Raw genomic sequence first — 24,972 nt, 5'->3', positions numbered from 1 at the left:
CACGGCACCACCGATTAAGCGGGATTACTCTTTGCTCCAGTCGCGCGGGAACTGCACGCCGGCGGCGCGAATCTCGGCGACGAAGGCGTTCAGCACCAGCGTACCCGGCAGGCCCTTGGAGTCGAGATCCTTGGCCCAGGGCAGCGCCACGTTGGGCAGCACGGCGGCCCATTGCTTGCGCTCTTCCGGCGACAGGTCGCGCACCTTGGCGCCGCCTTCCACCATCTTCTGCATCAGCGAGGCAGACGTGGCGGCCAGCAGGGTGGCGAATTTGGCGTCATATTCGGCGCCGACCTCCATCACGATCTTCTGGGCATCCTTCGGCAGCTTGTCGAAGACGCGCTTGCTCATCACCAGGGCGCCGGCGAATTGCGCGCCGTAATTCACCTTGGTGATGTTGGGGGCGACTTCGGTCAGCTTGGCAGGGAAGGCGCCGGTGGCGAAGGTGAGCGCGCCTTCGGTCACGCCGGTCTGGATGTCGTTGTAGTAGGTCTGCAGCGTGCCGGCGACGGCCACGGCGCCGGTGCCCTTCACCCAATTGGCCGAGGGGCCGGGCGCGTTGATCTTCTTGCCGTTCAGGTCGGCCAGCGTGTTGATCGGCGTCTTGGTGAACAGGTGATAGCTGTCCAGGCCGGTGCCGCCCAGGAAGATCATGTTGTTCTTGGTCCAGGCTTCGGCCATGGCCGGAATCTTGGCCTGCATGTTCTTGATCGCCTTCGACATGACCGCGACATCGTCGGTCATGAAGGGGGCGACGTAAGACACGTTCTGCAGGGGGAATTTTGGCGCCTCGAAGATGGTGGAGACGAAGGCCAGCTCGGCCAGGCCGTCCTTGATCGCGCCGGACTCGCTGCCCAGCTTCACGGCGGTGCCGCCCCAGGCCTTGGTCCATTCGAACTTGGCCTTGCTGCCGGCGGCGGCGAGGCGCTTGTCGACTTCGGGAATGAAGAATTCGTCAGCGAGCTTCACCCAGGGGAAGATCACCGGATGGCCCGCCACGGCGGTCATCTTCACGGTCTGGGCCTGTGCATGGCCAGCCAGCAGCAATACGGCCGTGGCACCGATGGTGCAGGCCATGGTCTTGATCGCGGTCATTGGTTTCCTCCCGAAGGTTATCCGCGGTTATTGGTTGACGGCGTCCTCCAATCGCTTGCCGGCGCCGTCAGGGCCGAAACAGAAATCGTAGGTATGGCTCAGGTGGTGGTGCAGCATGGCGCAGGCATCCTCTGCCTTGCGTGCCAGCACCAGTTCCATGAGCTGTTTGTGTTCGTCCATGATGCCGGTGCCCTGCTCGACCAGGAAATTCTGCATCATGCCATGGCGATAGCGTTCGGCCTGGTCGTAGAGGCGGCTCTGTTCGTCCAGCAGGCGCGGCGAACCGCAGGCCGCGACCAGGGCGACATGGAAGGCTTTGTGCAATTCGCCGAACTCGGCCAGGTTCTCCACCGGCCGGCCGCCCAGGCGGGCGACATAGCGATCCAACCGGTGATAGGCCGCCAGGATGCCGGCTTCCCAGGCATCATCGCCGCGTTCGATGGCGCGTTGCAGCGCCGCGGTCTCGATCACCTGGCGGGCGATGGTGATATCGGCCAGATCGTCGGGGCTCATGGCGGCGACGCGAAAGCCGCGCTGGCTTTCCACCGAGACGAAACCCTGGCTGATCAGCCGGGCCAGCGCCTCGCGCAGCGGACTGGCGCTCAGCCCATAGCGGGTTTTCAGTTCGTCGATCTGCAGTTTGGCGCCGGGCGGGAAAAGGCCGGCGATGATGTCGGAGCGAATATTCCGGTATGCGAATTCGGTCAGGCTGCCGGCTTCGGCTGCCAGATCGCGGATATCCGCTTTTGTCCTCCCGTCTGTCATGGCCTCACTCTGGGAGGCGCGAGGGGGGACTGTCAACGACAAAAAGAAAAAAAATCGACAAAATAAATCTTCGTCGTTATTATTACCGCAAGCCGCCTTTCAGAATCGGCCCAATAGATTTTCTTGGGAGGAAAAATGCCCCGTCGCTTTGTCGACCTCTCCATCTACCTGGAAAATGACGTGCAATCCGATCCGCCGGGCTTCAGCCCGAAGATCGAATACATCCGCCACCAGCAGAGCGCGTCCGATGTCATCAAGTTCTTCCCCGGCCTGAAGGAGGAAGACCTGCCCGATGCCGAAGGCTGGGCGGTGGAGAATGTCACGCTCAACACCCATAACGGCACCCATCTGGATGCGCCGTATCACTTCCATTCGACCATGAACCATGGCGAACGCGCCTGGACCATCGACGAGGTGCCGCTGGACTGGTGCTTCGGCGATGGCGTGAAACTGGATTTCCGGCATCTGCCCGACGGCTATGTGGTGACCGACAAGGATGTGGACGCCGAGTTGAAGCGGATCGGCTACACGCTGAAGGAACACGATATCGTCGTGGTGAATACAGCGGCCGGCAAAGCCTATGGCCAGCCCAGCTATGTCAGCACCGGCTGCGGCATGGGCTACAGGGCCACGATGTATCTGCTGGAACGCGGCGTGCGCGTCACCGGCACCGATGCCTGGAGCTGGGATGCGCCCTTCGTGCATACGGCCGAGAAATTCAAGGAAAGCCACGACGCGTCGCTGATCTGGGAAGGCCACAAGGCTGGCCGCCACATCGGCTACTGCCATCTGGAAAAGCTGCATAACCTGGAGGTGCTGCCGCCGTTCGGCTTCACCATCTCCTGTTTCCCGCACAAGATTCGCGGCGCTTCCGCCGGCTGGACCCGCGCGGTTGCCATTTTCGAGGAATAACCAGATATGAAATTCTGCACTTTCAGCCATCCGGCGCGCGGTTCCATGCGTCCGGGCGTACTCACCGGCGACGGCGCCAATATCGTTGATCTGGGCGATGCCTTCCCCGACATGCTCTCCATCATCAAGGGTGGCGACGAGGCCAAGGCGAAAGCCCGCGCGCTGCAGGAAAAAGCGGAAATCCGCGTGCCGCTGAGCGAGGCGAAACTGCATGCGCCGGTGCCGGTGCCCGAGCAGATCCGCGATTCCATGCTGTTCGAGAAGCATGTGCAGCAGGCGATGGAGCGTATCGCCATCATGCGCAAGCCGATCCTTGGCCCGCTGCTGGTCAAGCTGGGCATGATCAAGGTGGCGCCGACCTGGTATCAGATTCCGATCTACTACAAGTCCAACCGCTTCTCGGTGAATGGACCCGATGGCGACGTGATCTGGCCGCGCTACAGCCAGGTGATGGATTTTGAGCTGGAATTCGGTTTCTTCCTCGGCAAGGGCGGCAAGAACATCAAGCCGAGCGAAGCCCGCGATCACATCTTTGGCTTCACCATTTTCAACGATTTCTCGGCGCGCGATGCCCAGAGCATCGAAATGCAGAGCATGCTGGGGCCCTGCAAGGGCAAGGATTTCGATACCGGCAACAGCATGGGGCCGTTCCTGGTGACGCTGGACGAGATCGGCGATCCCTACAAGCTGCGCATGCAGGCGCGCGTGAATGGCGAAACCTGGTGCGACAGCAATTCCAGCACCATCCACCACACCTTCGAAGACCTGCTGGCCCGCGTCTCGGCTGATGAGACCGTGCATGCCGGTGAATTCTTTGGCTCGGGCACGGTCGGCGACGGCTGCGGCCTGGAACACGGCCGTTATCTGAAGGATGGCGACGTGGTGGAGTTGGAAGTCGAGAAGATCGGCATCCTGCGCAACCGCGTGGTCAGGCAGAAGTAATCAGGCAGAAATAAACGGGGCCTCCGGCAAGCCCGGAATCTCGACGCGAAGGCTGAAGATGCCGCCGGCCAGCGGCATCTTTTCCAGCTCTTCGGGTGTGTGTTTCTGGCGTGCCGTGGTGATGAACAACGTGCGCAGATCGGGCCCGCCAAAGCAGGGCATGGTTGGCGCCTTCACCGGCAGGTGGATTTCACGCAGACGTTCGCCGGCTGGCGAAAACTGCGCCACCTTGCCGGCTCCATAGAGCGCCAGCCAGTAATTGCCGGCACTGTCAACCGTGGCGCCGTCGGGCCGTTCGCCGACGGCGCGCAGGTCGAGGAACAGCCGGCGGTTCGATAATTCCGCCGTCGCGATGTCGTAATCATAGGCATGCACCTGCATCGCCGGCGTATCGGCGTGATACAGGATGCGGCCATCGGGACTCCAGGCCAGACCGTTCGAGATGGCGATGGAGCCGGCCAGTTCCTGCCTTACGAATTGCCGGCCATCGAAACGATACAGCGCGCCATGGGGCCGGCGATCATCGGTCATGGTGCCGGCCCAGAGGCGGCCCTGGCGGTCGCAACGGCCGTCATTGAAACGCATAAGCCCCGCATCATAGGGCGCTGCCGCAAGCAGGTGATGCCTGCCACTGGTGAGATCGAGGCGGTACAGGCCATCGCGGAGCGCAGCGATCAGTCTGCCATGGCGATCCAAGGCGATGCAGCCGATGGCTTCCGGCATCGACCAGTGCCGATGTGCGGCGCTCGCCGGATCGTATCGATGCAGGGCTGGCGCGTTGATGTCGACAAACCAGAGTGCCTGTTCCGCAACCGACCAGACCGGCGATTCCGCCAGGTCGAAATGACCGTCGAGGATGCAGGCCGGTGTCGTCATCCCCGGATCATCCCCCTGTGGCTTCCGCGAGATCGGCGACATATTCGCCCAGCGCCAGCGACGCCGTCAGGCCCGGGCTTTCGATGCCGAACAGGTTGATCAGGCCCGGCAGGCCGGTCTGTTCGGGACCATGGATGACGAAATCGTCCGCTTTGCCCCCCGATGGTGAAAGCTTCGGGCGAATGCCGGCATAACCCGGCTGGATCGCGCCGTCGGGCAGGCCGGGCCAGTAGCGCCGCACCGCAGCATAGAATTTCTCGCCGCGGGCCGGATCGACCGCGTAATCGATGGCGTCGATCCATTCCACATCGGGCCCGAACCGCATCTGTCCGCCCAGATCGATGGTGACATGGGTGCCCAGACCGCCGGGTTCGGGCACCGGATAGATCAGCCGCGAAAACGGCGGCTTCATCCCTGAGAGGATGAAGTAATTGCCCTTGGCGTAATAGCAGCCTGGCACGCTATCGGTCCGGATGCCGTCGATGGACGCCGCGATGCGCTGGGCAGAGAGCCCGGCGGCATTGATCACCAGCCTGGCCTTCAACTGCATCGGATCCTGCCCGCCGGTTTCGATCACGATGCCATCATTTGTCGCCGTGCCGCGCAACACGGGCGAGCCCAGCGCCAGCATGGCGCCATGTTCTTCTGCCTCGCCCAGATAGGCCAGCATCAGGCCATGGCTGTCGATGATGCCGGTCGAGGGCGAGAGCAGGGCGGCCACGCAGTGAAGCTGCGGCTCCAGCGCCAGGGCCTGGTCGCGGGTGAGCCATTGCAGGTCGTCGACGCCGTTGGCCTCGGCCTTCTTTTTCAGCGCTTCCAGATCGGCGATCTGCGCATCGTCGGCCGCGACAATCAGCTTGCCGCAGCGCTTATGCGCTATGCCGCGTTCCGCGCAATAGGCATAGAGGGCCTGCTTGCCATCCACACAAAGCCGTGCCTTCAGGCTGCGGGCCGGATAATAGATGCCGGCGTGGATCACTTCTGAATTGCGCGAGCTGGTTTCGCTGCCGATCAGGCCGGCGGCCTCGACAATCACCACCTCGCGGCCCCGACGGGCCAGGGCGCGGGCCACGCCCAACCCCACCACGCCGGCTCCGATCACCAAGCATTCCACCGTATCCATTGGCCGCCAATCTCCTGCTCGATCCGCCCGTTATCGGCAGGGCGGCGTGGCAAGGCAAGCCCTGCAGGGGGGCGTCGTGAGATACCTGTGAGATACCTGCGGGATAACCATTGGGGGCGCTTGACTTCTCCCGGCCGGGGCCGTAAAGACACGCCTCGGTCGCGACGGTCGCCTATCCGGACCCCGCACCGCCTGCCCAGGTGGCGGAATTGGTAGACGCGCTAGCTTCAGGTGCTAGTGACCGAAAGGTCGTGTAAGTTCGAGTCTTATCCTGGGCACCAATTCCTCGATTGCCGCGCCGGATCCCGAGCGCACCCGCAAGAGAGTGCCGCACCCTAGAGAGTGCACCGCAGATGGCGATCACCGTATATCAGAACGACCTGCCTGCCGGCCTTGACCTCGGCCCCGTCGTGGCCGTCGATACCGAAACCATGGGCCTGCGCACCCTGCGCGACCGGCTTTGCGTGGTGCAGCTTTCCTCAGGCGATGGCAACGCCCATCTGGTTCAGTTCCGCGCCGGCAGCGGCTATGACGCGCCGAACCTGAAGCGGCTGCTGGAAAATCCGAAAATCCTCAAGCTGTTTCACTTCGCCCGTTTCGATCTGGCGGCGCTGAAGCAGTATCTGGGCGCCGAAACCGCGCCGGTCTATTGCACCCGCACGGCCTCCAAGCTGGTCCGCACCTTCACCGACCGCCATGGCCTGAAGGATCTGTGCCGTGACCTGATCGGCGTGGAAATCTCCAAGCAGGAGCAGTCTTCCGATTGGGGGCAGAAGGACCTGACCGAGGCGCAGCAGCGCTATGCGGCCTCCGATGTCCTGCACCTGCACCAGCTCAAGGCGGTACTGGACGGCATGCTTGCCCGCGAAGGTCGTGCCGTCCTGGCGCAGGCCTGTTTTGACTTCCTGCCGGCCCGGGCCGCGCTGGATCTGGCCGGTTGGCCGGAAGACGACATTTTTGCCCATTAATTCTTAGCCTGTCTGAGGAATCAGACAGTAAGAGGCCGGCCGGGTTTGCAATTTGGCGGCCGATTCTCCATACTTGGCACGATTCTTGTTTGTATCTTGCAAGCCGTGGGTAGCCCATGACCTCCGCGCCGTCCGCCGCGCGCACCAAGCGCGCCGGAAAGAAACGTGCGAAAGCCGTCGCCAAAGAGAGCCGGTCGTCTGCTGCCCGGTCGAAAGTGGTTAGTGTCGCCGGCCGGCAATCTTCGGCTGGCCCCGATATCGCTGCTGGCCGCCGCGTCCTGCTCATGGAGGCCAATGGCCTCGCGGCCCTGGCGGCCGGCCTGAATGAAAGCTTCGATCGTGCCCTCGACCTGCTGCTGGGCGTGAGCGGCAGCAATCCCGGCCTGTCCAGCGGGGTGCGCGGCCGCGTGATCGTGTCGGGCATGGGCAAAAGCGGCCATGTCGGCCGCAAGATCGCCGCCACCCTGGCCTCTACCGGTACGCCCGCTTTCTTCGTGCATCCTGCCGAAGCCAGCCATGGCGATCTGGGCATGGTGATGCAGGGCGACGTTCTGCTCTGCCTGTCGAATTCGGGCGACGTGCCGGAAATGGCCGACCTGATCGCCCATGCCAAGCGGTTCGGCATTCCGTTGATCGGGATCACCTCGAAGTCGCGTTCGGCGCTGGGACAGGCCTCCGATGTGGCGCTGATCCTGCCGCCGGTGGAAGAGGCCTGCCCGATGGGGCTGGCGCCGACCACATCCACCACCATGATGCTGGCCCTGGGCGATGCCCTGGCGGTGGCGCTGATGGAACGCAAGGGTTTCAACCACGACCATTATCGGGTTTTTCATCCGGGCGGCCGCCTGGGCAAGCAGCTGATCAAGGTCAGCGACCTGATGCATGGCGGCCCAGAGATGCCGCTGGTGGCTTCCGGCACGCCGATGCGCGAGGCGCTGGTGACCATGGCCGGTCGCAGCTTTGGCTGTATCGGCATTGTCGGCGCCAAGGGCCGCGAAAAGGGTCGCCTGGTGGGCATTGTCACCGACGGCGACCTGCGCCGCCATATCGAAGGCGACCTGCTGTCGCAGGTCGTGGATGCGGTGATGACCAAATCGCCGATCACCATCGGGCCCCAGCTGCTGGCCGTCGAGGCGCTGAGGTTGATGAACAGCCGCCGCATTACGGCCTTCTTCGTGGTCGAAGACGGGCATCCAATCGGCATCCTGCACATGCACGATTGCGTGCGGGCCGGGATCACCTGATGCGACGAGATCGTGCATGACCGCCGGCAGCGATCCGATCGTCGCCACGCCGCGGCCGCGCGAGCGTGCGGCTGGCTTCACGCCGCGCAGTGCCACGACGGCGCTGGCGGCGTTGACACGCCGTCGCCGTTTCGTGCGGTTCATGAAATTCGTCCTGCCGCTGATCGCGCTCGGCATCGTGGTTGCAGTGATCGCCTGGCCGCAGCTTGCCAAGAAGCACAACATGCTGCCGCTGACCTTCAGCAATGTCGACAGCACCAATGCCGCACTGGTGATGAACAATCCGCGATATCGCGGCACCGATGCCAGCGGCCAGCCCTATATCGTCACTGCCGATCGCGCGGTGCAGGATCCGCAGGACGACAAGCAGGTGACGCTTGATCGCGTGCAGGCAGACATCACCATGAACAATGGCGAATGGTGGTCGCTGACGTCCGATACCGGCCTGTATCAGGGCAAGCTGCAACTGCTTGACCTGTACGGGAACATCGCCGTGTTCAGCGACAAGGGCTATGAGATGCACGGCCATTCGGCCGAGATCAACCTGGAGACCAAGGTGGTGTCCAGCGACGAGAAGGTCTGGGGGCAATCCGCACTGGGCAAGATCAATGCCAATGGCATGCGGATTTACGACAAAGGCCAGCGTATCGTGTTTATCAACGGCGTGAAGACCACGATCTTCCCGCGCGAACAACGGGGATGATCGGAATGCGTCGTTCTGCGCTTTTCCTCGTCATGCTAGCCGCCGGTGCGACTTTCGCCCTGGCGCCGGCTTTTGGTCAGATCGGTTTCACCGGCCGCAAGAACAGCGATCAGCCGATCGAAATCGCCTCCGATACGCTGGAGGTGCAGCAGGACAAGCAGCTTGCGATTTTCCGCGGCAATGTCGATGCCGTACAGGGTGATACCCGCCTGCGTTCGGCCGAGCTTTTCGTCTATTATCGCGAGCGCAGCAACCCGCAGGGCCAGACCACCGGCGCCAAGCCAGCCCAGCCCCCGGCTTCCGGGGGCGGGCCGGATGCCAGTTCGATCACCAAGATCGAAGCCAAGGGCGACGTGTTCGTTTCGACGCCCCAGGAGCGCGGCCAGGGCGATTTCGGCGTTTATGATGTGGACAAGAAAACCATCACGCTGACCGGCAATGTGGTGCTCAGCAACGACCAGGGCACAGTGCGTTGCGCCCGCGCGGTGATGTATCAGGATACCGGGCGCAGCACCTGCGATCCGATATCCGGTGGTCGCGTGCGCGGCGTGTTCGTGCCGAAGAGCGACGAGAAGCCGGCCGCCGGCACGGCACCGAAGGCCGGAGACAAGCCCTGATGAATATCGAAGGCGAAAAACTGGGCGGCGACGGCCTGCGGCTGGTGGCGGAGAATGCCTTTCCCGGGCTGGCCGCGCATCGCCTGGGCAAGAGTTTCAAGAAACGGCCGGTGCTGCGCGATGTGTCGCTGTATGTCCAGCGCGGCGAGGCCGTTGGCCTGCTGGGCCCCAACGGCGCCGGCAAGACCACCACCTTTTACATCATGACCGGCCTGATCCGCCCCGATCACGGCACCATCACGCTGGATGGCCACGACATTACCGGCCTGCCGATGTATCGCCGGGCCCGACTGGGCATGGGCTACCTGCCGCAGGAAGCCTCGATCTTCCGCGGCCTGACCGTGGAACAGAATATCCGCGCCGTTCTGGAACTGGTGGAGCCCGAGGCTGATCGGCGTGAATCGATGCTCGACGACCTGTTGGCCGAATTTTCCATCACCCATCTCCGGCGCACACCCGCTTTGGCCCTCTCGGGCGGCGAGCGGCGCCGCTGCGAGATCGCGCGCGCCCTGGCCACCCAGCCTTCCTTCATGCTGCTGGACGAGCCGCTGGCCGGTATCGATCCGATCGCCGTGGGGGAAATCCGCCAGCTGGTCTCGCATCTGAAGGATCGTGGCATCGGCGTGCTGATCACCGACCACAATGTGCGTGAAACCCTCGATATCATCGACCGCGCCTATATCCTGCACGACGGCAAAGTTCTGATGGAAGGCAGTCCGAACCAGATCGTTGCAGACGAGAATGTGCGGCGTGTCTATCTGGGCGAGCGGTTCAGCTGGTGATGGAGCTGTAGCCCATGGCGCTCGGTCCCCGTCTCGAGCTCAGGCAGGGGCAAGCCCTTGTCATGACGCCGCAGTTGCAGCAGGCGATCAAGCTGCTGCAATTGTCGAATCTCGAGCTGATGGCCTATGTCGAGCAGGAACTCGAGCGCAATCCGCTGCTGGAGCGCGTTGATTCTGAAAATCCCGGCGGCGAGGATGCCAAGGACCCGTTTGAAGTGGCTGAAGCTGGGCCGGCGGTCGAGCGGATCGATCTCGCTTCCGATGGTATCGCCGAGAAGGCCCGGGAATCGCTCGATGTCGACAGCGAAGCCGACAGCACCTTCAATAACGACAGCGGCTATGATGCGATGGGGCCGGAAAGCGGCCTGGGCAGCAATTACATCAGCGGGCGCGGCGGCGATCCGCGCTTTGAGGATGAAAGCGGCGGGCTGGAAAATAGCCTGACCGAAAGCCGCTCCCTGCGCGAGCATGTGCAGGACCAATGGCTGCTGATGCCGGCCAATGCTGGCGACCGCCTGATCGGACAGGCCCTGATCGATGCGCTGGATGAGGCCGGCTACCTCACCGAGCCGCTGGAGGAGATCGCGGAACGGTTGGGCGTGGGCGCCGACGATGTGGAAGCGGTTCTGCTCGATCTGCAGACCATCGAACCGGCCGGATTGTTCGCGCGCAGCCTGAAGGAGTGTCTGGCGCTGCAGCTGCGCGAACGCGATCGCCTCGACCCGGCCATGCAGGCTCTGCTGGAGAACCTGGAGTTGCTGGCCAAGCGGGATATTGCCGGCCTGATGCGGATTTGCGGTGTCGACCAGGAAGACATCGCCGACATGGTGCAGGAAATCCGTGCGCTGAATCCCAAGCCGGGGTTGCTGTTCGGCAGCGAACCGGTGCAGACGCTGGTGCCCGACGTTTACGTGCGGCGGGCCAATGATGGCAGCTGGATGGTGGAACTGAACAGCGATACGCTGCCGCGCGTTCTGGTCAACAGCCGTTATTACGCCAAGGTGACGCGGGCCGAGAAGGGCGGCAATGGGCAGGACAAACAGACCAAGAGCTATATGTCGGATTGTTTGAATTCGGCGAATTGGCTGGTCAAATCGCTCGACCAGCGGGCCCAGACGATCCTGAAGGTAGCGAGCGAGATCGTCCGGCAGCAGGACGCGTTCCTCCGCCATGGCGTGGCGCATCTCAAGCCGCTGAATCTGCGCGCCGTGGCAGAGGCGATCGAGATGCATGAAAGCACGGTCAGTCGCGTGACATCGAACAAGACGATGGCGACGCCGCGCGGCATCTTCGAAATGAAGTATTTCTTCACCGCCAGCATCGCAGCCACCGATGGCGGAGAGGCATTTTCGGCTGAATCGATCCGCCACCGGATCAAGGCATTGATCGATGCCGAACCGGCCGATGATGTATTGTCAGATGACAAGATCGTGGAGATCCTGGCCGGCAAGGGTGTCGATATCGCCCGCCGTACCGTCGCCAAATATCGCGAAGCCATGAACATCCCATCATCCGTGGAACGCCGGCGCCTCAAGAAGGCTGGCCTGCTGAAAACTGCCTGAGATCATGACCGATATTGCACCGCTGTTTGAAAGCAACCGCGCCTGGGCGATGTCGAAGCTGCGGGGTGACCCCGGCTTTTTCGATCGCCTGACCCACCAGCAGAATCCGGCCTATCTGTGGATCGGCTGCGCCGACAGTCGTGTGCCGGCCAATGAAATCGTTGGCCTCGATCCAGGCGAGCTTTTCGTGCATCGCAACGTGGCCAATCTGGTGCATCCGGCCGACATGAATTGCCTCGCGGTATTGCAATATGCGATCGAATTCCTGCAGGTGAAACACGTGATCGTCACCGGCCATTATGGCTGCGGCGGCGTGCGCGCGGCGATGCAGCCGCAACAGCTGGGCCTGATCGATCATTGGTTGCGGCCGATCCGGGATGTGTATGACAAGAACCAGGACGACCTGGCGACCGTCGTGGACGAATACAAGCGCCTGAACGCGCTATGTGAAATGAATGTGCGCGAACAGGTTCTTAACCTGGCCAAAACCACCATTGTTCAGAACGCATGGCATCGCGGCCAGGACCTGAGCCTGCATGGCTGGGTCTACGGCATTTCGAATGGCTTGATCCGCGATCTCGGCGTTACCATATCCAATCCACAGGCTCTGGCGGAAATTTTCCGCACTGAATCGAAGCCGGAGCGCGGTTAAGCCAGTGGTTAACGCATCCACAGCAGAGAAGGTTGTGGATATTAATAAAATCAAAGAGTTAGGAGGCGCCTATGCGGTTGACAGTCAGAGGGGGCTTCTCTATGGTCCGCGACCGCATGACGGGCGCGATGCGCCGTACTACAATCATGCCCTGACCGATCGAACTCGGATTTCGAGACATCATGAAAATCCTGACTTCCGGACAGCAGCTCGACCTTGGTGACTCACTTCGCGCCTATGTCGAGGAACATCTCTCTGCCGCAGTGTCCAAATACATGGACAATGCGATTGAGGCCCAGGTGGTCTTCCGCCGTGAACGCGGAATGTACCATTGCCAGTGTTCGGTGCATGTCGGCACCGGCATCGATGCGCAGGCCGAGGCAGAGGGGAGTGAGATATATCTCAGCTTCGATCAGGCACTTGAAAAACTGGCGAAGCAGATTCGGCGCGATAAGCGCAAGCGGCGCAATCATCATGCGCGGCTACCCGATGCCGGAGATGTCGCCTGATCATCCGCAAGGATGACAGACGCGATATGGCATTCAGCCGCGGAGGCATTTTTCCCTATGGAAATCTTTCAGCTCTTGAGCCCTGACGGCGTCATCGCCAACCTCAAGGCCAACAGCAAGAAGCAGGCGCTGCAGGAACTTTCTGCGCGCGCGGCCAAGATCACCGGTCAGCATGAGCGGGCGATCTTCGACACGCTGCTGGAACGCGAGCGCCTGGGTACGACCGGCGTTGGCAACGGCATTGCTATCCCGCATGGCCGCCTGGCCGGGCTGGACAAGCTCTATGGCCTGTTCGCCCGCGTCGAGCGGCCGATCGACTTCGATTCGATCGACGAAATGCCCGTCGACCTGGTTTTCCTCCTGCTGGCGCCGGAATCGGCGGGTGCCGATCATCTCAAGGCGCTGGCCCGGGTGTCGCGCCTGCTGCGCGACAAGGCCGTATGCGAAAAACTGCGCGGCGCCGAAAGCGCGGACGCAATTTACGCCCTTCTGACGGACAGTCCGGCCAGCCACGCGGCCTGAGACAGCCCGACAAGGCGGCTGTTGTAAGATGCAGGTAAGCGTTACCGCCAATCCTGCGCTGGAAATCTTGCATCAGGAGGCTGGGCATGATCATCCGCCCTGTATTCGTTTTGGCCGCGTTGCTGGCCTTTGCCGGTTGCGCGCCGGTGCCCCAAGCCCCTGTTGCCGATCCGCCGTTGGCGGCCGGGCTTAGCCGGATTTATTTCTATCGCACGACATTCAGCCTCGGCAGCGACAATGGCCTGTTGGGCACCGTCGCTCGGCCATTGTTGACGCTGGACGATAAACCTGTGGCCGAGGTGCCGGCCGGCAGCGTGTTTTTCTGTGATGTGTTGCCTGGGCGCCACCAAATCACGGTTCGCGCCAACCAGACATATACCCTGGCCATCGCGGCGGTGGCGAATCAGTCAAGCTATGTGAAGTTTGACTGGGGATTGGGAAGCTTGACCGGACAGGGCCATGTTTTCGAGGTTGCCGCCTCCATGGGCGGGCGAGAGATCGAGGGACAGCCCCGCCTCGCGGCCACCTGCCCGCAGGCAGGTGGCTGACGCGGTTTTCCTTAGTGCAGGCTGACCGGGATCAACTCGTTCTGCACTGCGGCGGCAAAAGCCAGGTCGCGGGCCGGCGCCCAGCCAAGCTGGGTGCCATTGGCTGAGAAGATGCCCCAACCATCGCCTTCGGGCATATGCACCGGGCGAACATAGGCAAGGTCAGGCGCGCCGAGATTGGCAAAGCCTTCCGCCGTCATTGCCGGATAAAGCGGGTTGTTATTGTAATAGGCATTATCGTGATTATTGGGGGTGCTCATGACTGTACTCCTTTCGTGGCCCGTCTCAGACGCTGCCACCTGATTTACCACTGACGCCGATCGTATTGCCGCTGTCGCCATTGCCTGTGCGGATGACGATGGAGCGGATCTGCGGTTCCGGCCTGGGCCGGCGCATGTCGATATGCAGCAGCCCGTTCACCAGTTCGGCACCAACCACCTCGATGCCGTCAGCCAGCACGAAACTGCGCTGGAACTGGCGCGCGGCGATGCCGCGGTGCAGATAAACGCGGTCCTTGTCGTCAACCTGCTTGCCGCGGATGACAAGCTGGTTGTCTTCGGTGGTGATCGACAGATCGCCACTGCCGAAGCCGGCCACAGCCAAGGTGATGCGCAGGCCGTCTTCACCGATCTGCTCGATATTGTAGGGCGGGTAGCCTTCCGAACCGGTTTTGGCGGCTCGTTCGATCATGCGCTCGACATGATCGAAACCCAGCAGCAAGGGGCTGGAAAAAACGGATACGCGCGTCATGGCCATTGGACTCCTTGAGTAAGCGAGTGCCCGTTGAGGCCCTGGGAGGCACCTCAACGACAATGATGTGGGGAGTGGCGGCTTGCAGATCAAGACCCGGCCCGGCAGGATACCGATACTGAAAATGGAGGGAATTGTGGTCGATTCGGGGCGGGAAATCGCGACTTTAGGGGTCGTCGGGGCCGGGGCGATGGGGCGTGGAATCGCCCAGGTCGGCATGACCGGCGGCATGGCCGTGCTGTTGTATGACGCAGCGCCCGGCGCGGCCGCAAAGGCGAAAGACGCGATTCTGGCCCAGCTCGACCAGATGGCCACCAAGGGGCGGCTTGATCCGGCAGCCGCCGAGACCGCCAAACAGCGCCTGAGCGTGGTCGATAATCTGAATGCCTTTGCGCCGGCCGATCTGGTGGTTGAGGCGATTGTCGAGAACCTCGCCGTGAAGCAGGAGGTTTTCCGTCAGCTGGAAGCCGTTGTGCGGCCGGATTGCCTGCTGACCTCGAATACGTCGTCCCTGCGGATTGCCAGCATTGCCAGTGCCTGCCGGCAGCGCGACCGGATTGCCGGCCTGCATTTCTTCAACCCCGTCCCGTTGATGAAGCTGGTCGAGGTGATCCGCGCGCCAGCCACCAGCGATGCCGCCGTCGCGGCGCTGATTCGTGCCGGCGAGCGGATGGGGCGTGTGCCGGTGGTGGTGCAGGACAGCCCGGGGTTCCTGGTCAATCTGGGCGGCCGTGCCTATACGCAGGAAGCCCTGCGTATCGTCTCGGAAGGTGTGGCGACTCCGGCCCAGGTCGATGCGGTGATGCGCGACAACTGGGGCTTTCGCATGGGGCCGTTCGAGTTGATGGACCTGACCGGCATCGATGTGAATTTTCCGGTCAGTCAGATCATCCACGAGGGCTATTTCTACGATCGCCGGCTGGCGACGACACCGCTGCACCAGTCGCTGCGCGAAAGCGGTCAGCTCGGCCGCAAGACAAAGCAGGGCTTTTTCGCCTATGGCGAGGACGGCAAGGCCCAGACGCCCTCTGCCGACACCACCAGCGCCGCGTCGCCCGCAACACGCGTGGTGCTGGCCCAGGAAGACGAGGCCCTGGGCGAATTGCTGCGTGGACTCGGCCTGGAAGTCAGCGGGTTCGACGATGGCGAAAGCGCCATGCTTTGCGCGCCCCTGGGCGAAGACTGCACCACCTATGCGGCCCGGTTGCAGCTTGATCACCGGCGGTTATTCGGTCTCGACATCGCCGGCAAGCTGGACAAGCGCATCACGCTGATGCGGCCGCCGGGCGCACGCCGCGATCTGCTGGATGGGCTGGTGGCGCGTTTCCATGCTGCCGGCCGAGCGGTCACCGCCATTCATGACAGCCCCGGCTTCATCGGGCAGCGCATCGCTGCCATGGTGGCCAATCTGGGCTGCGAGATGGCGCAGATCGGCGTGGCCGCTCCTGACGATATCGACAAGGCGATGACCATGGGCCTGAATTATCCCTTTGGTCCGCTGGCGCTGGCGGATGCGATGGGCGTCGAAGCCGTGCATACGGTGCTGACCCAATTGCAGGCCATCACCGGCGACGATCGCTACCGTCCCAGCCTGTGGCTGCGCCGCCGTGCATTGCTTGGGTTGTCTGCCCTGACGGAAGACTGAACCGATCAGGTCAGGAGACGCACGAAGGGCACGGGCTGGTCGAAACCTTTCAGCTCGGCCGCTTCCTGGCACAGGTTGCGATCCTGCAGCAGGGGCGCGACGGCAGGATCGGCGGCCAGGGTTTGTGACAGGATCATCTCGCCGCCGCGGCATCGTCCCTGCAAACGGGCGGCGAGGTTGACCGTGCTGCCGAAATAATCCAGCCGCTCGTTCAGGTTCACGGCGATGCAGCGCCCGCCATGCAGGCCCATCTTCAGCCCGATCGCGGCGTCTATGGCACGACCTTCCGCAACGGTTTCCGCCCGGTATTCCGCATTGAAGGCGCCGATGCGGTCGCGGATTTCCAGTCCGGCGCGCACCGCCTGTTCGGGCGTGGCGAAGGCGGCCATCACGGCGTCGCCGATCGTCTTGACCAGGGCGCCATCATGCTGGCGGATGGTGGCGGCCAGGAAAGCGAAATGCCGGCGCACCAGCCGATAAGCGGCGCCATCGCCCAGCCGTTCGTACAACGCGGTCGAACCTTCCAGGTCGGTGAACATCAGCGTCACATGATCGATGCCGATATCTTCGCCCGGGCGCAGCACCTGATTCGGCAGCAAATCGCGGAAAGCCTGCATCGTGGTGACTTCATGCGCGGTGAGCGCGTCGCGTCGCCAGTCGCGCGTCTCGACCACGAAGGTCAGTTCGCGGCTCGTGCGGTTGTGGAAGACGATGCCGCCGATCATCTGGCCTGGCTCATTGCGGATGATGAAGCCGGGCGCGGTGCTGGTTTCGGCAATCACGGTCGGGAAGGCGCCTCCGTCATGCTGCACCAGGCTTTCGCCGCCGGGTTCCAGCGTACGCAGACGGTATTCCCCCGGCGGCAGGATGGTCGACGCTGTGCGCTGCTCGCCCGGCTGCAGGATCTGCTGCACCAGGATATGCCGCGAGACATGCGGGCCACCCATGCAGAATTCGCCTTCGGCAATGTTGCGGATACTGGATGTGGGGCTGAAGCTGATCTCCACATTCCGGGTGAAATCGCCGTCGTAGCTGATATTGCAGGATGGGCAATGCGCGTGGCGCGGCAATTGGTCGAGGCTGGCGACACTGGCCTTGGCACCGCCGCAACGTGGACAGAGCAGGTTCCAGGACAAGCCGAGCATGCCGACCCGCGTTGCTTCCAGGCAGAGCTCCACCGTATGCCGTAAAGGCACCTGCCAGTCCCGCGCCAGTTTGCGCGGACGCAAGCGCACCAGATCAACCTCCTGCGCGGTTGCGATGTGGGTGACCAGTTTGTCAGTCAGATCGTGGGCATAGGGGGCCGCCGCAAGCTGTTGCGCCAGTCCGGCCAAACGTTGCTGCTGTTCCAGGCTGGCGGGTGGCGGCGTGTAGGCGAAGGGGGTTTCGGCTTCACCCTGCACAAAGGCGGCCGCATGGCGAACCATGTCTTCCAGACCCTTGCCGATCCTGTCGAGCATGCCGGTGGCGAATAGCAGGTGGCCGATTAGTCCGCGCGGCGCGCCGCTCAGGCGATAGGTGACCCGGCTGCCGCCATCGGCGGTTGCCTCCAGTTTCAGGGTCGGCGCCAGATACCGCAGCGGGCCGCGGCGGAACACGCGACGCTGGCGGAATTCCCGTTCCGCTATCCATTCAAACGGCGGATCGTCCCATTCCACCGCCACACCCTTGTAGTTGGCGCTGGCCCTGCGTTTTACCGAACCGTCGGGCTGGACGACTTCCTCCACGGCATAACGTGGCGTGCCGGCGGCCTCGTTGAAGCGGGCGGTGTCGGACAGGTACGGCCAGAGCGCGGCGGGCGGCGCCGCAAGCTCCCAGGCCCAGACGCGATCATGTTGGCGTGGCATGCGTGGAATCCCGCAGGAGAAACTAGCGCATCGCCCGCCATGGCAAGGGGCAGGAGGTCAGCCGGATACGATATTTACCGGAGGTTTATTGGCGGGAGGGCACAGCCGGCGGTTCGACGGGCATCGGCTGCGGGTCTGTCGCCATCGGCTCTTCGGGCTCTTCCATCTGCATGCCGGTCGGCGCAACGGCCACCTGTGGCGGATTGCGGCGGCCCGGCGGCGTCATCGGCATGCGGGGATCGGCCAGCGGCCTCGGCGGCGCAGGCAGGGCGCGGCCTTCCAGAGAATAGGGGTCTGGTTCGCCATAGCAGTCAACGCCGCCCAGGGTCTTGAAGCACCAGACCTCCTGGCGGTCGGTCGGCTTGTAGTTGCTGACGCAATAGGTGCCGTCGCTGACCAGATTGAGCGGATTGCAGGTCACCTCCAGCCGCCGTTCGATCCTGGTCTTGACCAGCTCGAATCCAACACCAAGCGCCAACGCCTGGGTTGCTGGGGTCAGGCTTTCACGTTCTGTCGAGCAGCCGGCGAGAAGTCCGGCCAGCAGCAGTGGCAGCATGAGCAGTTTGCAGATGGCGGTACGCATGGTCATCGTACGCATGGTCATTCTCCTGCGCGGCACCCTTTGGGCGCCTGTCAGCTATTCTGGCTGAACGCATTATCGCGCGATCCGCAGTCAACATACAGTTAAACGATATGGTTAACCGATACCGGGCAGGCGGACGCGAAACGTGGTGCCCAATGGGCCGGTGCGAACCAGTTCCAGTTCGCCGCCGTGGGCGCGGACCAGTTCGCGGGCAATAGCCAACCCCAGGCCGCTGCCGCCGTTGCGGCCACCGCGAAAGGGTTCAAACAGATGGCTTTTTGCGGTTTCGCTCAGGCCAGAACCGGTATCGGCAATCTCGATCACGACCTCGCCGTTGCTGACCGCCGCCGCCGCGCGCAGATCGCCATTTCCCGGCATGGCCTGGATCGCATTGCGCATCAGATTGTTTAACACCCGATAAAGGTGCTCGGCATCGGCCGGCAGTTTCAGATCCTCCGGCACGGCATTGTGCCAGCAGATGCCGCCGTCATCGGCCAGGCCCAGGCCGGCAGCCACATCCTCGATGAAGTCGCGCAGGGCAATGATTTCCGGTTCCGGTGCGCGCTCTTCGGCCTTGCCGTAACGCAGGGTCTGGGCACAGAGCGCAATCGCACGATCCACGGCGCTCACCAGGCGTGGGGCGACCTGGCGCACGGTGGGATCGTCAGAGGCGGCCAGGCGATCCGACACCAACTGCGCCGAAGCCAGCATGTTGCGCAGGTCGTGGCTGATCTTGCTGACGGCGATGCCGAGCTGGGCCAGGCGGGCGCGCTGGGTCAGGGCATGGCGCAGGTCCTGCTGCATCACGCGCAACTCGCGTTCGGCCAGGCCGAGTTCATCGCGCCGTGCCGAGGGGCGAATGATCTGCCGCGCATCTTCGGGGGCCGAGCGGAAACCGACGATGCTGCCGATCAGGCGCTGCATCGGCCGGACCAGAAGCCATTGCAGGCTGAGGTAGACAAGGCCGGCGGTAACCAGCGAAATCAGCAGCGACAATGAAAAGATGCGCCACGAAAAGTCGCGCAACGCCTCGGCCAGCGGTGCGGTTGGCAACACGAGTTCGATACGGGTTTGCGGATCGCGCGGCGAGGGGCCGACCACGCGGATATAACGATCGGCATTACCCGACAGCGTGACGACAGCGTCGACGATGGCTTCCCACCACATCCATTTCGACAGGTCGACCGGTTTGCCCAGCATCGGCAATTCCTGGCGGTCGCTCAGGATGAGGGCATTCGATTCCTGCCGGCGCATCGCCACCAGCTTGCCGCCAACATTGCGCAGCAGCTCGTTTTCCAGCTCGGCGCTGACCATGCCGTTGGGTGCAGCCAGCAGGGCTAGTGCTGCCTGGTCAGCCAGTTCGATGCGTGCCTCCAGATAGCTGATGCGGAAACGCGCCATCGACGGCAGGTAGATCAGGATTTCGGCCAACATGACAAACAGGATGGTCAGCAACAGCAGTCTGCTTGACAGGCTGGCGGCGCTGGCTGGCCGGTCCGGCGGTACGGCCGATCCATCATGCAAAGGCGAAGCATCCATGGCGGGTATTATACGCTGCCGGTCAGTCGAAGCGGGCGAGAAACTGCACGATGCGGCGGGTAAGGGGGGAGAACAGTTTTGGACGGTAGAAATCGCCGGCCGCCCGTTTGCTGGCCTCGCCGCGATTCGGATAGGGGACCAGCATGGCCTGCATGGCGCCGATGCCCAGCCGCTTCTGCATGGCCAGAATCCAGGGTTGGATCAGTTCCCCCGCCTGCGGTCCCGCAATCGCGACGCCCAGGATGCGTCCACGCGGCGACACGATGGCCTTTACCAAACCCTCCATGCGCCCTTCCGCGCGGGCCCGATCATTTTCGGCAAAAGGCCAGCGCAGGATGGTGATGCGGCCATGGCTGGCGCGGGCTTCGGCCTCGCTCAGTCCCACCGCAGCCAGCTCGGGATCGCCGTAGGTGACCCGAGGGATGAGGCTGTGATCGGCCCTGGCCGGGAACCGGAACAGGGCATTCTTGAGCACCACGCCGGCATGATAGCTCGCGGTATGGGTAAAGGGGCTGAGTCCGGTGGCGTCGCCCAGCGCGAAGACGCGGCGATTGGTGCTGCGCAGCCTGTTATCGACCGTGATGCCGCGGGCATCGGCGAGAATGCCGGCTCTGGCCAGGTCGAGCGATGCGAGATCGGGTTTGCGGCCGGTGGCCACCAGCAGGTGCGATCCGGCAATGCGATCGGTGCTGCCATCGGCATGGCGCAGGGTCAGCACGATGCCTGAGACGGTGTTTTCCGCCTGCGTCACTTCGGTCCGCTCGTGCAGCACGACGCCGTCCTCACGCAGGGCATTGATGAGCAGGTCGCTGAGTTCCTCGTCTTCACGGGACAGGCAGGTGAGGCGCTCAATCAGGGTGACCCTGATGCCGAGACGGCGAAAGGCCTGAGCCAGCTCGACGCCGATGGCCCCGCCCCCCAGGATCATCAGGTGGATCGGCGCTTCGGTCAGGTCAAAGACGGTTTCATTGGTCAGGTAGGGAATGGCCTCCAGCCCGGGGATCGGCGGAATGGCCGGTTTCGAGCCGGTTGCGATGACAATGCGGCGGGCGTGAACCATCGTTGTGCCCGCTTGCACAATGCCCGGACCGGCAAAGTAGGCTTCAGCCTGCAGAACGCGGACGCCGAGCGCGGCGAAGCGTTCCGCCGAGTCATGCGGCGCTATCGCGGCAATGGTGTTTTTGACATGCCGCATCACGGCCGGAAAATCGATTTCCGGCTCGTCATAACGGATGCCGAGTTTGGCGCTGTGTTGCCAGATCACGGCCTGCCGTGCCGCAGCAATCAGCGCCTTGGAGGGAATACAGCCGTAATTCAGGCAGTCGCCGCCCATGCGGCCACGTTCGATCAGCACTGTGCTGGCGCCCATCAGGGCAGCGCCCGCAGCGACCGACAATCCGCCGGAACCACCGCCGATCACGGCGATGTCACAATCGATCCGCTCTGCCATGCCTTCACTCCTGTCCGGGACGGCGCCGCCGCTTCAGCCAGACCGGCAGCAAAGACAGCAGCGCCAGCAGAGTCAAGGCAATCAGGATTTCCAGGCTGAGCAGATCGGCCGCGTCAACGCTGCCGGATTGTGCCAGCGTTGTGTCAAGGCCATGACCGAGATAGGCGAAGACAAACGTACCGGGCAAGATGCCGATCACGGTGGCCGCGATGTAGGTGCGAAGCGGAATCCCGAAGAAAGCGGGCGCAATATTCACCAGCCAGAACGGAAAGGCCGGCACCAGTCGAAGGAACAGCAGATAATGAAACCCGTTGGAGCGAAGCTCGTGCTCCAGTGCGGCAAGCCGAGATCCGGCCTTGTGATGCAACATGGCAGCCAGGCGGTTGCCCAGCGCGGCGCGGGCGGCCAGGAAAATCGCAATGGCTCCCAGAGTGGCGCCCAGGACAGTCCATGCCGTGCCGAGCCAGGGACCGAACAGGAACCCGCCGGTCAGGGTGACCAGGCTGGCGACCGGCAGCGAGAAGGCGACCAGCGCCGCGTAAAACGCAATATATCCCATGACAGCCAGAAGCGGATGACCGGCGACCCAGTGGCGCAGACCGGCCTGCTGGTCGCGTAACGTGGCCAGGTCGAAATACCGGTTCAGGTCCAGGGCCAGGAACAGCGCCAGGCCAAGGGCCAGCAGAAGCAACGGAAAAAGCTGTCGAGCCTGCATCAGGGTTGATCTTTGGGGTATTCCTAGACCGAATTGTCGGAGCCTTGTTTTTGCCCCAATCTGACAGCAAAGGGGGTAAAATGCATCCAAGCCGGATCGTCCGGCCGACCCGACTCACCGAAACGTTACCCTGCCATCCGGCCGCATCATCCATCTGCATATGCCGCACATATTCCATTCAGCCAAAACCATCCTCCGCGCGGTGGGCGCGTTCGGTCGCGCCATCGGCCTTGCGCTCGCCATAACCCTCGCATTGCCGGCAGCAAGTGTTGGTTCGGCACAGGCGCAATCTCCGGCGCCGGCAGGGTCGATTGAATCCCGCAAGCCCACCGACTGGGACGCGGCATTGGGTGCCGTGGTGCGACAACTGCGCGACCCCCGCATGGACGACGAGGGCTTCATCGCGTTGCGCGCCAGTCTGGATCGGTTGCGCGTGGCGGCCACGGAGGAACGGGATCAGTTCAAGCAGGCGACGAGCGCCGCGCAGACCCAGCTCGATGCTCTCGGCCCGGCACCTGCCGCCGGACAGCCTCGCGAGTCGGCGGCGATCGCCGATTCGCGCCGGCAGCTTTCCGCCCGGCTTCAGGCCATGCAGGACGGCGTGAAGCAGTCCGAACTGGCGCTGGCCCGGATTGTCGCCATGCAGGACGAGGTGGCCGACGAGGCGCGGCAGCAATTTACCCGGCAACTGATTTATCGCGGCGCATCGCCTTTCAGTCCGGCTTTCTGGCGCGATGGACTGGCCGATATCGTTTCTGCTGCCGAAGCGGTGAAGGCTGCGCCGCAGGCATGGTGGGAGGCTGCTGATAACCGCCGTGCGGGGTCAACCACCCTGATGCAGATGGCTGTCGTGGCCCTGCTGGCCGTGGTGCTGGTCATCCCGATGCAGCGCTGGTTGCATCGTCATTACGGTGTTCATTCCGATGTGCAGGAACCATCGCCGGTTCGCCGTACGGTCGCGGCCTTCACGGAATTGATGAACCGAACGGCCATGCCTCTGGCCGTATTGTGGGCGGCCTATGGCGTGGTGGCCGGCAATGGCTGGGCGAGTGGTCTGGTCGGAACTCTGCTGCATGCCCTGATGCAGGCCCTCAGCATGGCCCTGCTGGCTCATGGTCTGGTCTATGCCATCCTGGCGCCGCGCAACCCGGCCTGGGCGGTGATCCAGCTGCCGCAGACGCAACGCGACAGCCTGCTCCGCCGCGTGGCGGTTTTTGCCGTCGGTATCGTGCTGCTAAGCATTCTGGTGGCGCCATCGCGCACGCCGGATTTCGGCACGGCGGGCCGTGATCTGGTCATTGCCGCCGTGGCGCTGTTTCTGGCGAGTGTCAATCTGGGCTTTGCCGATCCCCGGCTCTGGCGGCAGTTGGGCGACGAATTGCGGCCACTTCGTCTGCTGACGGGGGTGGTTTTCGCGCTCAATCTGGTGGCGTTGGCGGCAATCCTGCTCGGGTATTACAGTTTCGCCGCGTTCCTGTCCTTTGCATTGCTGGGGTCTGCCCTGTCGCTGGCGGCCTACAGCGTCGTGCGCACGGCCATCCGCGATGGCCTGAACAACCTGGCGGACAGCCCCGACAGCCGGTTCCGCACCTGGCGTCAGATGCTGGGCCTGAGCGGCCCGATGAGCACCACGACCCAGATCTTCCTGGGCCTGTTGATCGATATCGTCCTGTTTTTCCTGTTGCTGATTGCCCTGGCGCTGGCCTGGGGCATGAGTGGCGCAACGCTGGTTGCCTATACGCTGGAACTCTTCTACGGCGTCACCATCGGCCCGGTGACCATATCGCTGGGTAACATCCTGGGGGCCGTCGTTGTGCTGGTGATCGGCATCGGCGTCACCCGTCTGCTGAGTGGCGGCCTCAATGCCCGGCTGGAACAGCAGAGCGGCATCGATCCCGGCGTGCGCAATTCGATGGTCACCGGCCTGACCTATGCCGGTTATCTGCTGGCCGGCGTTGCTGCCATCGGCGCGGTCGGCCTCGACCTGTCGAATCTGGCGATCATCGCCGGTGCATTGTCGGTCGGTATCGGTTTCGGCCTGCAGAATATCGTGAATAATTTCGTCTCCGGCCTGATCCTGCTGATCGAGCGGCCGGTCAAGGTCGGCGACTGGGTGGTGGTCGGCGACCGCGAGGGTTACGTCCGTCGCATCAATGTGCGCTCGACAGAAATCGAGACATTCCCGCGCGCCTCGGTGATCATTCCGAATTCCGACCTGATCTCCAGCCCGGTGATGAACTGGACGCATCGCAATCGCCTGGGCCGGGTCGACATCAATATCGGCCTGGCTTACGGCACCGATGTAGACAAGGCACGCGACGTGCTGCTGGATTGCCTGAACAAGCACCCCGACATCCTGGGCATCCCCGCGCCGATGGTGGTGTTCCGCGATTTCGGCGACAGCGCGCTGGTGTTCGCGTTGCGCGGCTTCATCGCCGATGTCGAGCGGCGGATGACGATCGAAAGCGATCTGCGCTTTGCCATCTACAAGGCCTGCAATGCCAATGGCATCGAGATCCCCTATGCCCAGAGCGATGTGCATCTGGCCGATATCGACCGACTGGAAAAACTGGTCCTGACTCTCGCGGGCAACAAAAAACCGGCCGCGGACTAGCCGCGACCG

Annotated in this window: 25 protein-coding genes and 1 tRNA gene; 15 read left to right on the top strand and 11 right to left on the bottom strand. The window is 63.2% G+C overall.

What is annotated here, in order from left to right; translation table 11 throughout:
* Nucleotides 1-24: 24 nt before the first annotated feature.
* A complete protein-coding gene (locus ACE3OO_RS03245) occupies nucleotides 25-1,095 on the bottom strand; it encodes a C4-dicarboxylate TRAP transporter substrate-binding protein (RefSeq protein WP_374299658.1) in 1,071 nt (356 codons plus the stop codon).
* A gap of 27 nt (nucleotides 1,096-1,122) precedes the next feature.
* Nucleotides 1,123-1,860: an FCD domain-containing protein gene (locus ACE3OO_RS03240; RefSeq protein WP_374299656.1), complete on the bottom strand. Its 738-nt coding sequence runs from the start codon at nucleotides 1,858-1,860 to the stop codon at nucleotides 1,123-1,125.
* A 135-nt stretch (nucleotides 1,861-1,995) separates the two neighbouring features.
* Here ACE3OO_RS03240 and ACE3OO_RS03235 point away from each other — a divergent pair, with 135 nt between their 5' ends.
* Both ACE3OO_RS03235 and ACE3OO_RS03230 read left to right on the top strand, forming a co-directional pair.
* Nucleotides 1,996-2,772 carry a cyclase family protein gene (locus ACE3OO_RS03235; RefSeq protein WP_374299654.1) on the top strand — a complete coding sequence of 259 codons (777 nt, stop codon included), beginning with the start codon at nucleotides 1,996-1,998 and terminating at the stop codon, nucleotides 2,770-2,772.
* A gap of 6 nt (nucleotides 2,773-2,778) precedes the next feature.
* Nucleotides 2,779-3,714 carry a fumarylacetoacetate hydrolase family protein gene (locus ACE3OO_RS03230; RefSeq protein ID WP_374299652.1) on the top strand — a complete coding sequence of 312 codons (936 nt, stop codon included), beginning with the start codon at nucleotides 2,779-2,781 and terminating at the stop codon, nucleotides 3,712-3,714.
* Here the strand turns inward: ACE3OO_RS03230 and ACE3OO_RS03225 are convergent, their stop codons facing one another.
* Together ACE3OO_RS03225 and ACE3OO_RS03220 are read right to left on the bottom strand one after the other, a co-directional pair.
* Complete coding sequence (locus ACE3OO_RS03225) at nucleotides 3,715-4,590, bottom strand: SMP-30/gluconolactonase/LRE family protein (protein ID WP_374299650.1); 876 nt, start codon at nucleotides 4,588-4,590, stop codon at nucleotides 3,715-3,717.
* Between the two features lie 7 nt (nucleotides 4,591-4,597).
* Nucleotides 4,598-5,713, bottom strand: a complete 1,116-nt coding sequence (locus ACE3OO_RS03220; RefSeq protein ID WP_374299649.1) for an NAD(P)/FAD-dependent oxidoreductase — start codon at nucleotides 5,711-5,713, stop codon at nucleotides 4,598-4,600.
* 194 nt (nucleotides 5,714-5,907) lie between these two features.
* Between ACE3OO_RS03220 and ACE3OO_RS03215 the strand changes: the two genes are divergently transcribed.
* From ACE3OO_RS03215 to ACE3OO_RS03165, 11 genes are all read left to right on the top strand, one after another.
* Nucleotides 5,908-5,994 (top strand) — tRNA-Leu (locus tag ACE3OO_RS03215).
* A gap of 72 nt (nucleotides 5,995-6,066) precedes the next feature.
* Nucleotides 6,067-6,681: a ribonuclease D gene (locus tag ACE3OO_RS03210; RefSeq protein WP_374299647.1), complete on the top strand. Its 615-nt coding sequence runs from the start codon at nucleotides 6,067-6,069 to the stop codon at nucleotides 6,679-6,681.
* Between the two features lie 116 nt (nucleotides 6,682-6,797).
* Nucleotides 6,798-7,925 carry an SIS domain-containing protein gene (locus tag ACE3OO_RS03205; RefSeq protein WP_374299646.1) on the top strand — a complete coding sequence of 376 codons (1,128 nt, stop codon included), beginning with the start codon at nucleotides 6,798-6,800 and terminating at the stop codon, nucleotides 7,923-7,925.
* 16 nt (nucleotides 7,926-7,941) lie between these two features.
* The gene (gene lptC, locus ACE3OO_RS03200) at nucleotides 7,942-8,628 is read left to right on the top strand and encodes an LPS export ABC transporter periplasmic protein LptC (RefSeq protein ID WP_374299643.1); all 687 of its coding nucleotides are present in this window, start codon (nucleotides 7,942-7,944) and stop codon (nucleotides 8,626-8,628) included.
* A gap of 5 nt (nucleotides 8,629-8,633) precedes the next feature.
* Entirely contained in the window at nucleotides 8,634-9,245 is a 612-nt protein-coding gene (locus tag ACE3OO_RS03195) for an LptA/OstA family protein (protein ID WP_374299641.1), read from the top strand.
* Nucleotides 9,245-10,027, top strand: coding sequence for an LPS export ABC transporter ATP-binding protein (gene lptB / locus ACE3OO_RS03190; RefSeq protein ID WP_374299639.1), 783 nt, complete (start codon nucleotides 9,245-9,247; stop codon nucleotides 10,025-10,027). The genes ACE3OO_RS03195 and lptB overlap by 1 nt, the downstream gene beginning before the upstream one ends.
* A 14-nt stretch (nucleotides 10,028-10,041) precedes the next feature.
* Complete coding sequence (gene rpoN / locus ACE3OO_RS03185; RefSeq protein WP_374299637.1) at nucleotides 10,042-11,589, top strand: RNA polymerase factor sigma-54; 1,548 nt, start codon at nucleotides 10,042-10,044, stop codon at nucleotides 11,587-11,589.
* Between the two features lie 4 nt (nucleotides 11,590-11,593).
* Nucleotides 11,594-12,241, top strand: a complete 648-nt coding sequence (gene can, locus ACE3OO_RS03180; RefSeq protein WP_374299635.1) for a carbonate dehydratase — start codon at nucleotides 11,594-11,596, stop codon at nucleotides 12,239-12,241.
* Nucleotides 12,242-12,423: 182 nt separating this feature from the next.
* Nucleotides 12,424-12,750, top strand: a complete 327-nt coding sequence (gene hpf, locus ACE3OO_RS03175) for a ribosome hibernation-promoting factor, HPF/YfiA family (protein WP_374299633.1) — start codon at nucleotides 12,424-12,426, stop codon at nucleotides 12,748-12,750.
* A gap of 57 nt (nucleotides 12,751-12,807) precedes the next feature.
* Nucleotides 12,808-13,272 carry a PTS IIA-like nitrogen regulatory protein PtsN gene (ptsN, locus tag ACE3OO_RS03170; RefSeq protein ID WP_374299631.1) on the top strand — a complete coding sequence of 155 codons (465 nt, stop codon included), beginning with the start codon at nucleotides 12,808-12,810 and terminating at the stop codon, nucleotides 13,270-13,272.
* 86 nt (nucleotides 13,273-13,358) lie between these two features.
* Nucleotides 13,359-13,820: a hypothetical protein gene (locus ACE3OO_RS03165; protein ID WP_374299629.1), complete on the top strand. Its 462-nt coding sequence runs from the start codon at nucleotides 13,359-13,361 to the stop codon at nucleotides 13,818-13,820.
* Between the two features lie 11 nt (nucleotides 13,821-13,831).
* On the opposite strand, the gene ACE3OO_RS03160 is transcribed toward ACE3OO_RS03165, so the two are convergent.
* Nucleotides 13,832-14,080 (bottom strand): DUF1150 family protein, encoded by a 249-nt coding sequence (locus ACE3OO_RS03160; protein WP_374299627.1) that lies wholly within the window; start codon nucleotides 14,078-14,080, stop codon nucleotides 13,832-13,834.
* Between the two features lie 25 nt (nucleotides 14,081-14,105).
* The gene (locus ACE3OO_RS03155; RefSeq protein ID WP_374299625.1) at nucleotides 14,106-14,570 is read right to left on the bottom strand and encodes an Hsp20 family protein; all 465 of its coding nucleotides are present in this window, start codon (nucleotides 14,568-14,570) and stop codon (nucleotides 14,106-14,108) included.
* 136 nt (nucleotides 14,571-14,706) lie between these two features.
* Between ACE3OO_RS03155 and ACE3OO_RS03150 the strand changes: the two genes are divergently transcribed.
* Nucleotides 14,707-16,215: a 3-hydroxyacyl-CoA dehydrogenase gene (locus ACE3OO_RS03150; protein ID WP_374299623.1), complete on the top strand. Its 1,509-nt coding sequence runs from the start codon at nucleotides 14,707-14,709 to the stop codon at nucleotides 16,213-16,215.
* Nucleotides 16,216-16,220: 5 nt separating this feature from the next.
* Here the strand turns inward: ACE3OO_RS03150 and ACE3OO_RS03145 are convergent, their stop codons facing one another.
* The 5 genes from ACE3OO_RS03145 to ACE3OO_RS03125 form a co-directional block, all read right to left on the bottom strand.
* Nucleotides 16,221-18,062 (bottom strand): adenylate/guanylate cyclase domain-containing protein, encoded by a 1,842-nt coding sequence (locus ACE3OO_RS03145; RefSeq protein WP_374299621.1) that lies wholly within the window; start codon nucleotides 18,060-18,062, stop codon nucleotides 16,221-16,223.
* 85 nt (nucleotides 18,063-18,147) lie between these two features.
* A complete protein-coding gene (locus ACE3OO_RS03140) occupies nucleotides 18,148-18,660 on the bottom strand; it encodes a hypothetical protein (protein WP_374299619.1) in 513 nt (170 codons plus the stop codon).
* A 99-nt stretch (nucleotides 18,661-18,759) separates the two neighbouring features.
* Nucleotides 18,760-20,184 (bottom strand): sensor histidine kinase, encoded by a 1,425-nt coding sequence (locus ACE3OO_RS03135; protein WP_374299617.1) that lies wholly within the window; start codon nucleotides 20,182-20,184, stop codon nucleotides 18,760-18,762.
* 22 nt (nucleotides 20,185-20,206) lie between these two features.
* A complete protein-coding gene (locus ACE3OO_RS03130) occupies nucleotides 20,207-21,634 on the bottom strand; it encodes an NAD(P)/FAD-dependent oxidoreductase (RefSeq protein WP_374299614.1) in 1,428 nt (475 codons plus the stop codon).
* Between the two features lie 4 nt (nucleotides 21,635-21,638).
* Nucleotides 21,639-22,349 (bottom strand): TVP38/TMEM64 family protein, encoded by a 711-nt coding sequence (locus ACE3OO_RS03125; RefSeq protein WP_374299612.1) that lies wholly within the window; start codon nucleotides 22,347-22,349, stop codon nucleotides 21,639-21,641.
* 160 nt (nucleotides 22,350-22,509) lie between these two features.
* Between ACE3OO_RS03125 and ACE3OO_RS03120 the strand changes: the two genes are divergently transcribed.
* Nucleotides 22,510-24,963 (top strand): DUF3772 domain-containing protein, encoded by a 2,454-nt coding sequence (locus tag ACE3OO_RS03120; RefSeq protein ID WP_374299609.1) that lies wholly within the window; start codon nucleotides 22,510-22,512, stop codon nucleotides 24,961-24,963.
* The last annotated feature ends 9 nt before the right edge of the window (nucleotides 24,964-24,972 follow it).

Origin of the sequence: Ferrovibrio sp. (assembly GCF_041906005.1) — a bacterium.
Taxonomy (GTDB): Bacteria; Pseudomonadota; Alphaproteobacteria; order Ferrovibrionales; family Ferrovibrionaceae; genus Ferrovibrio.
This window is presented reverse-complemented; position numbering and strand designations above follow the sequence as displayed.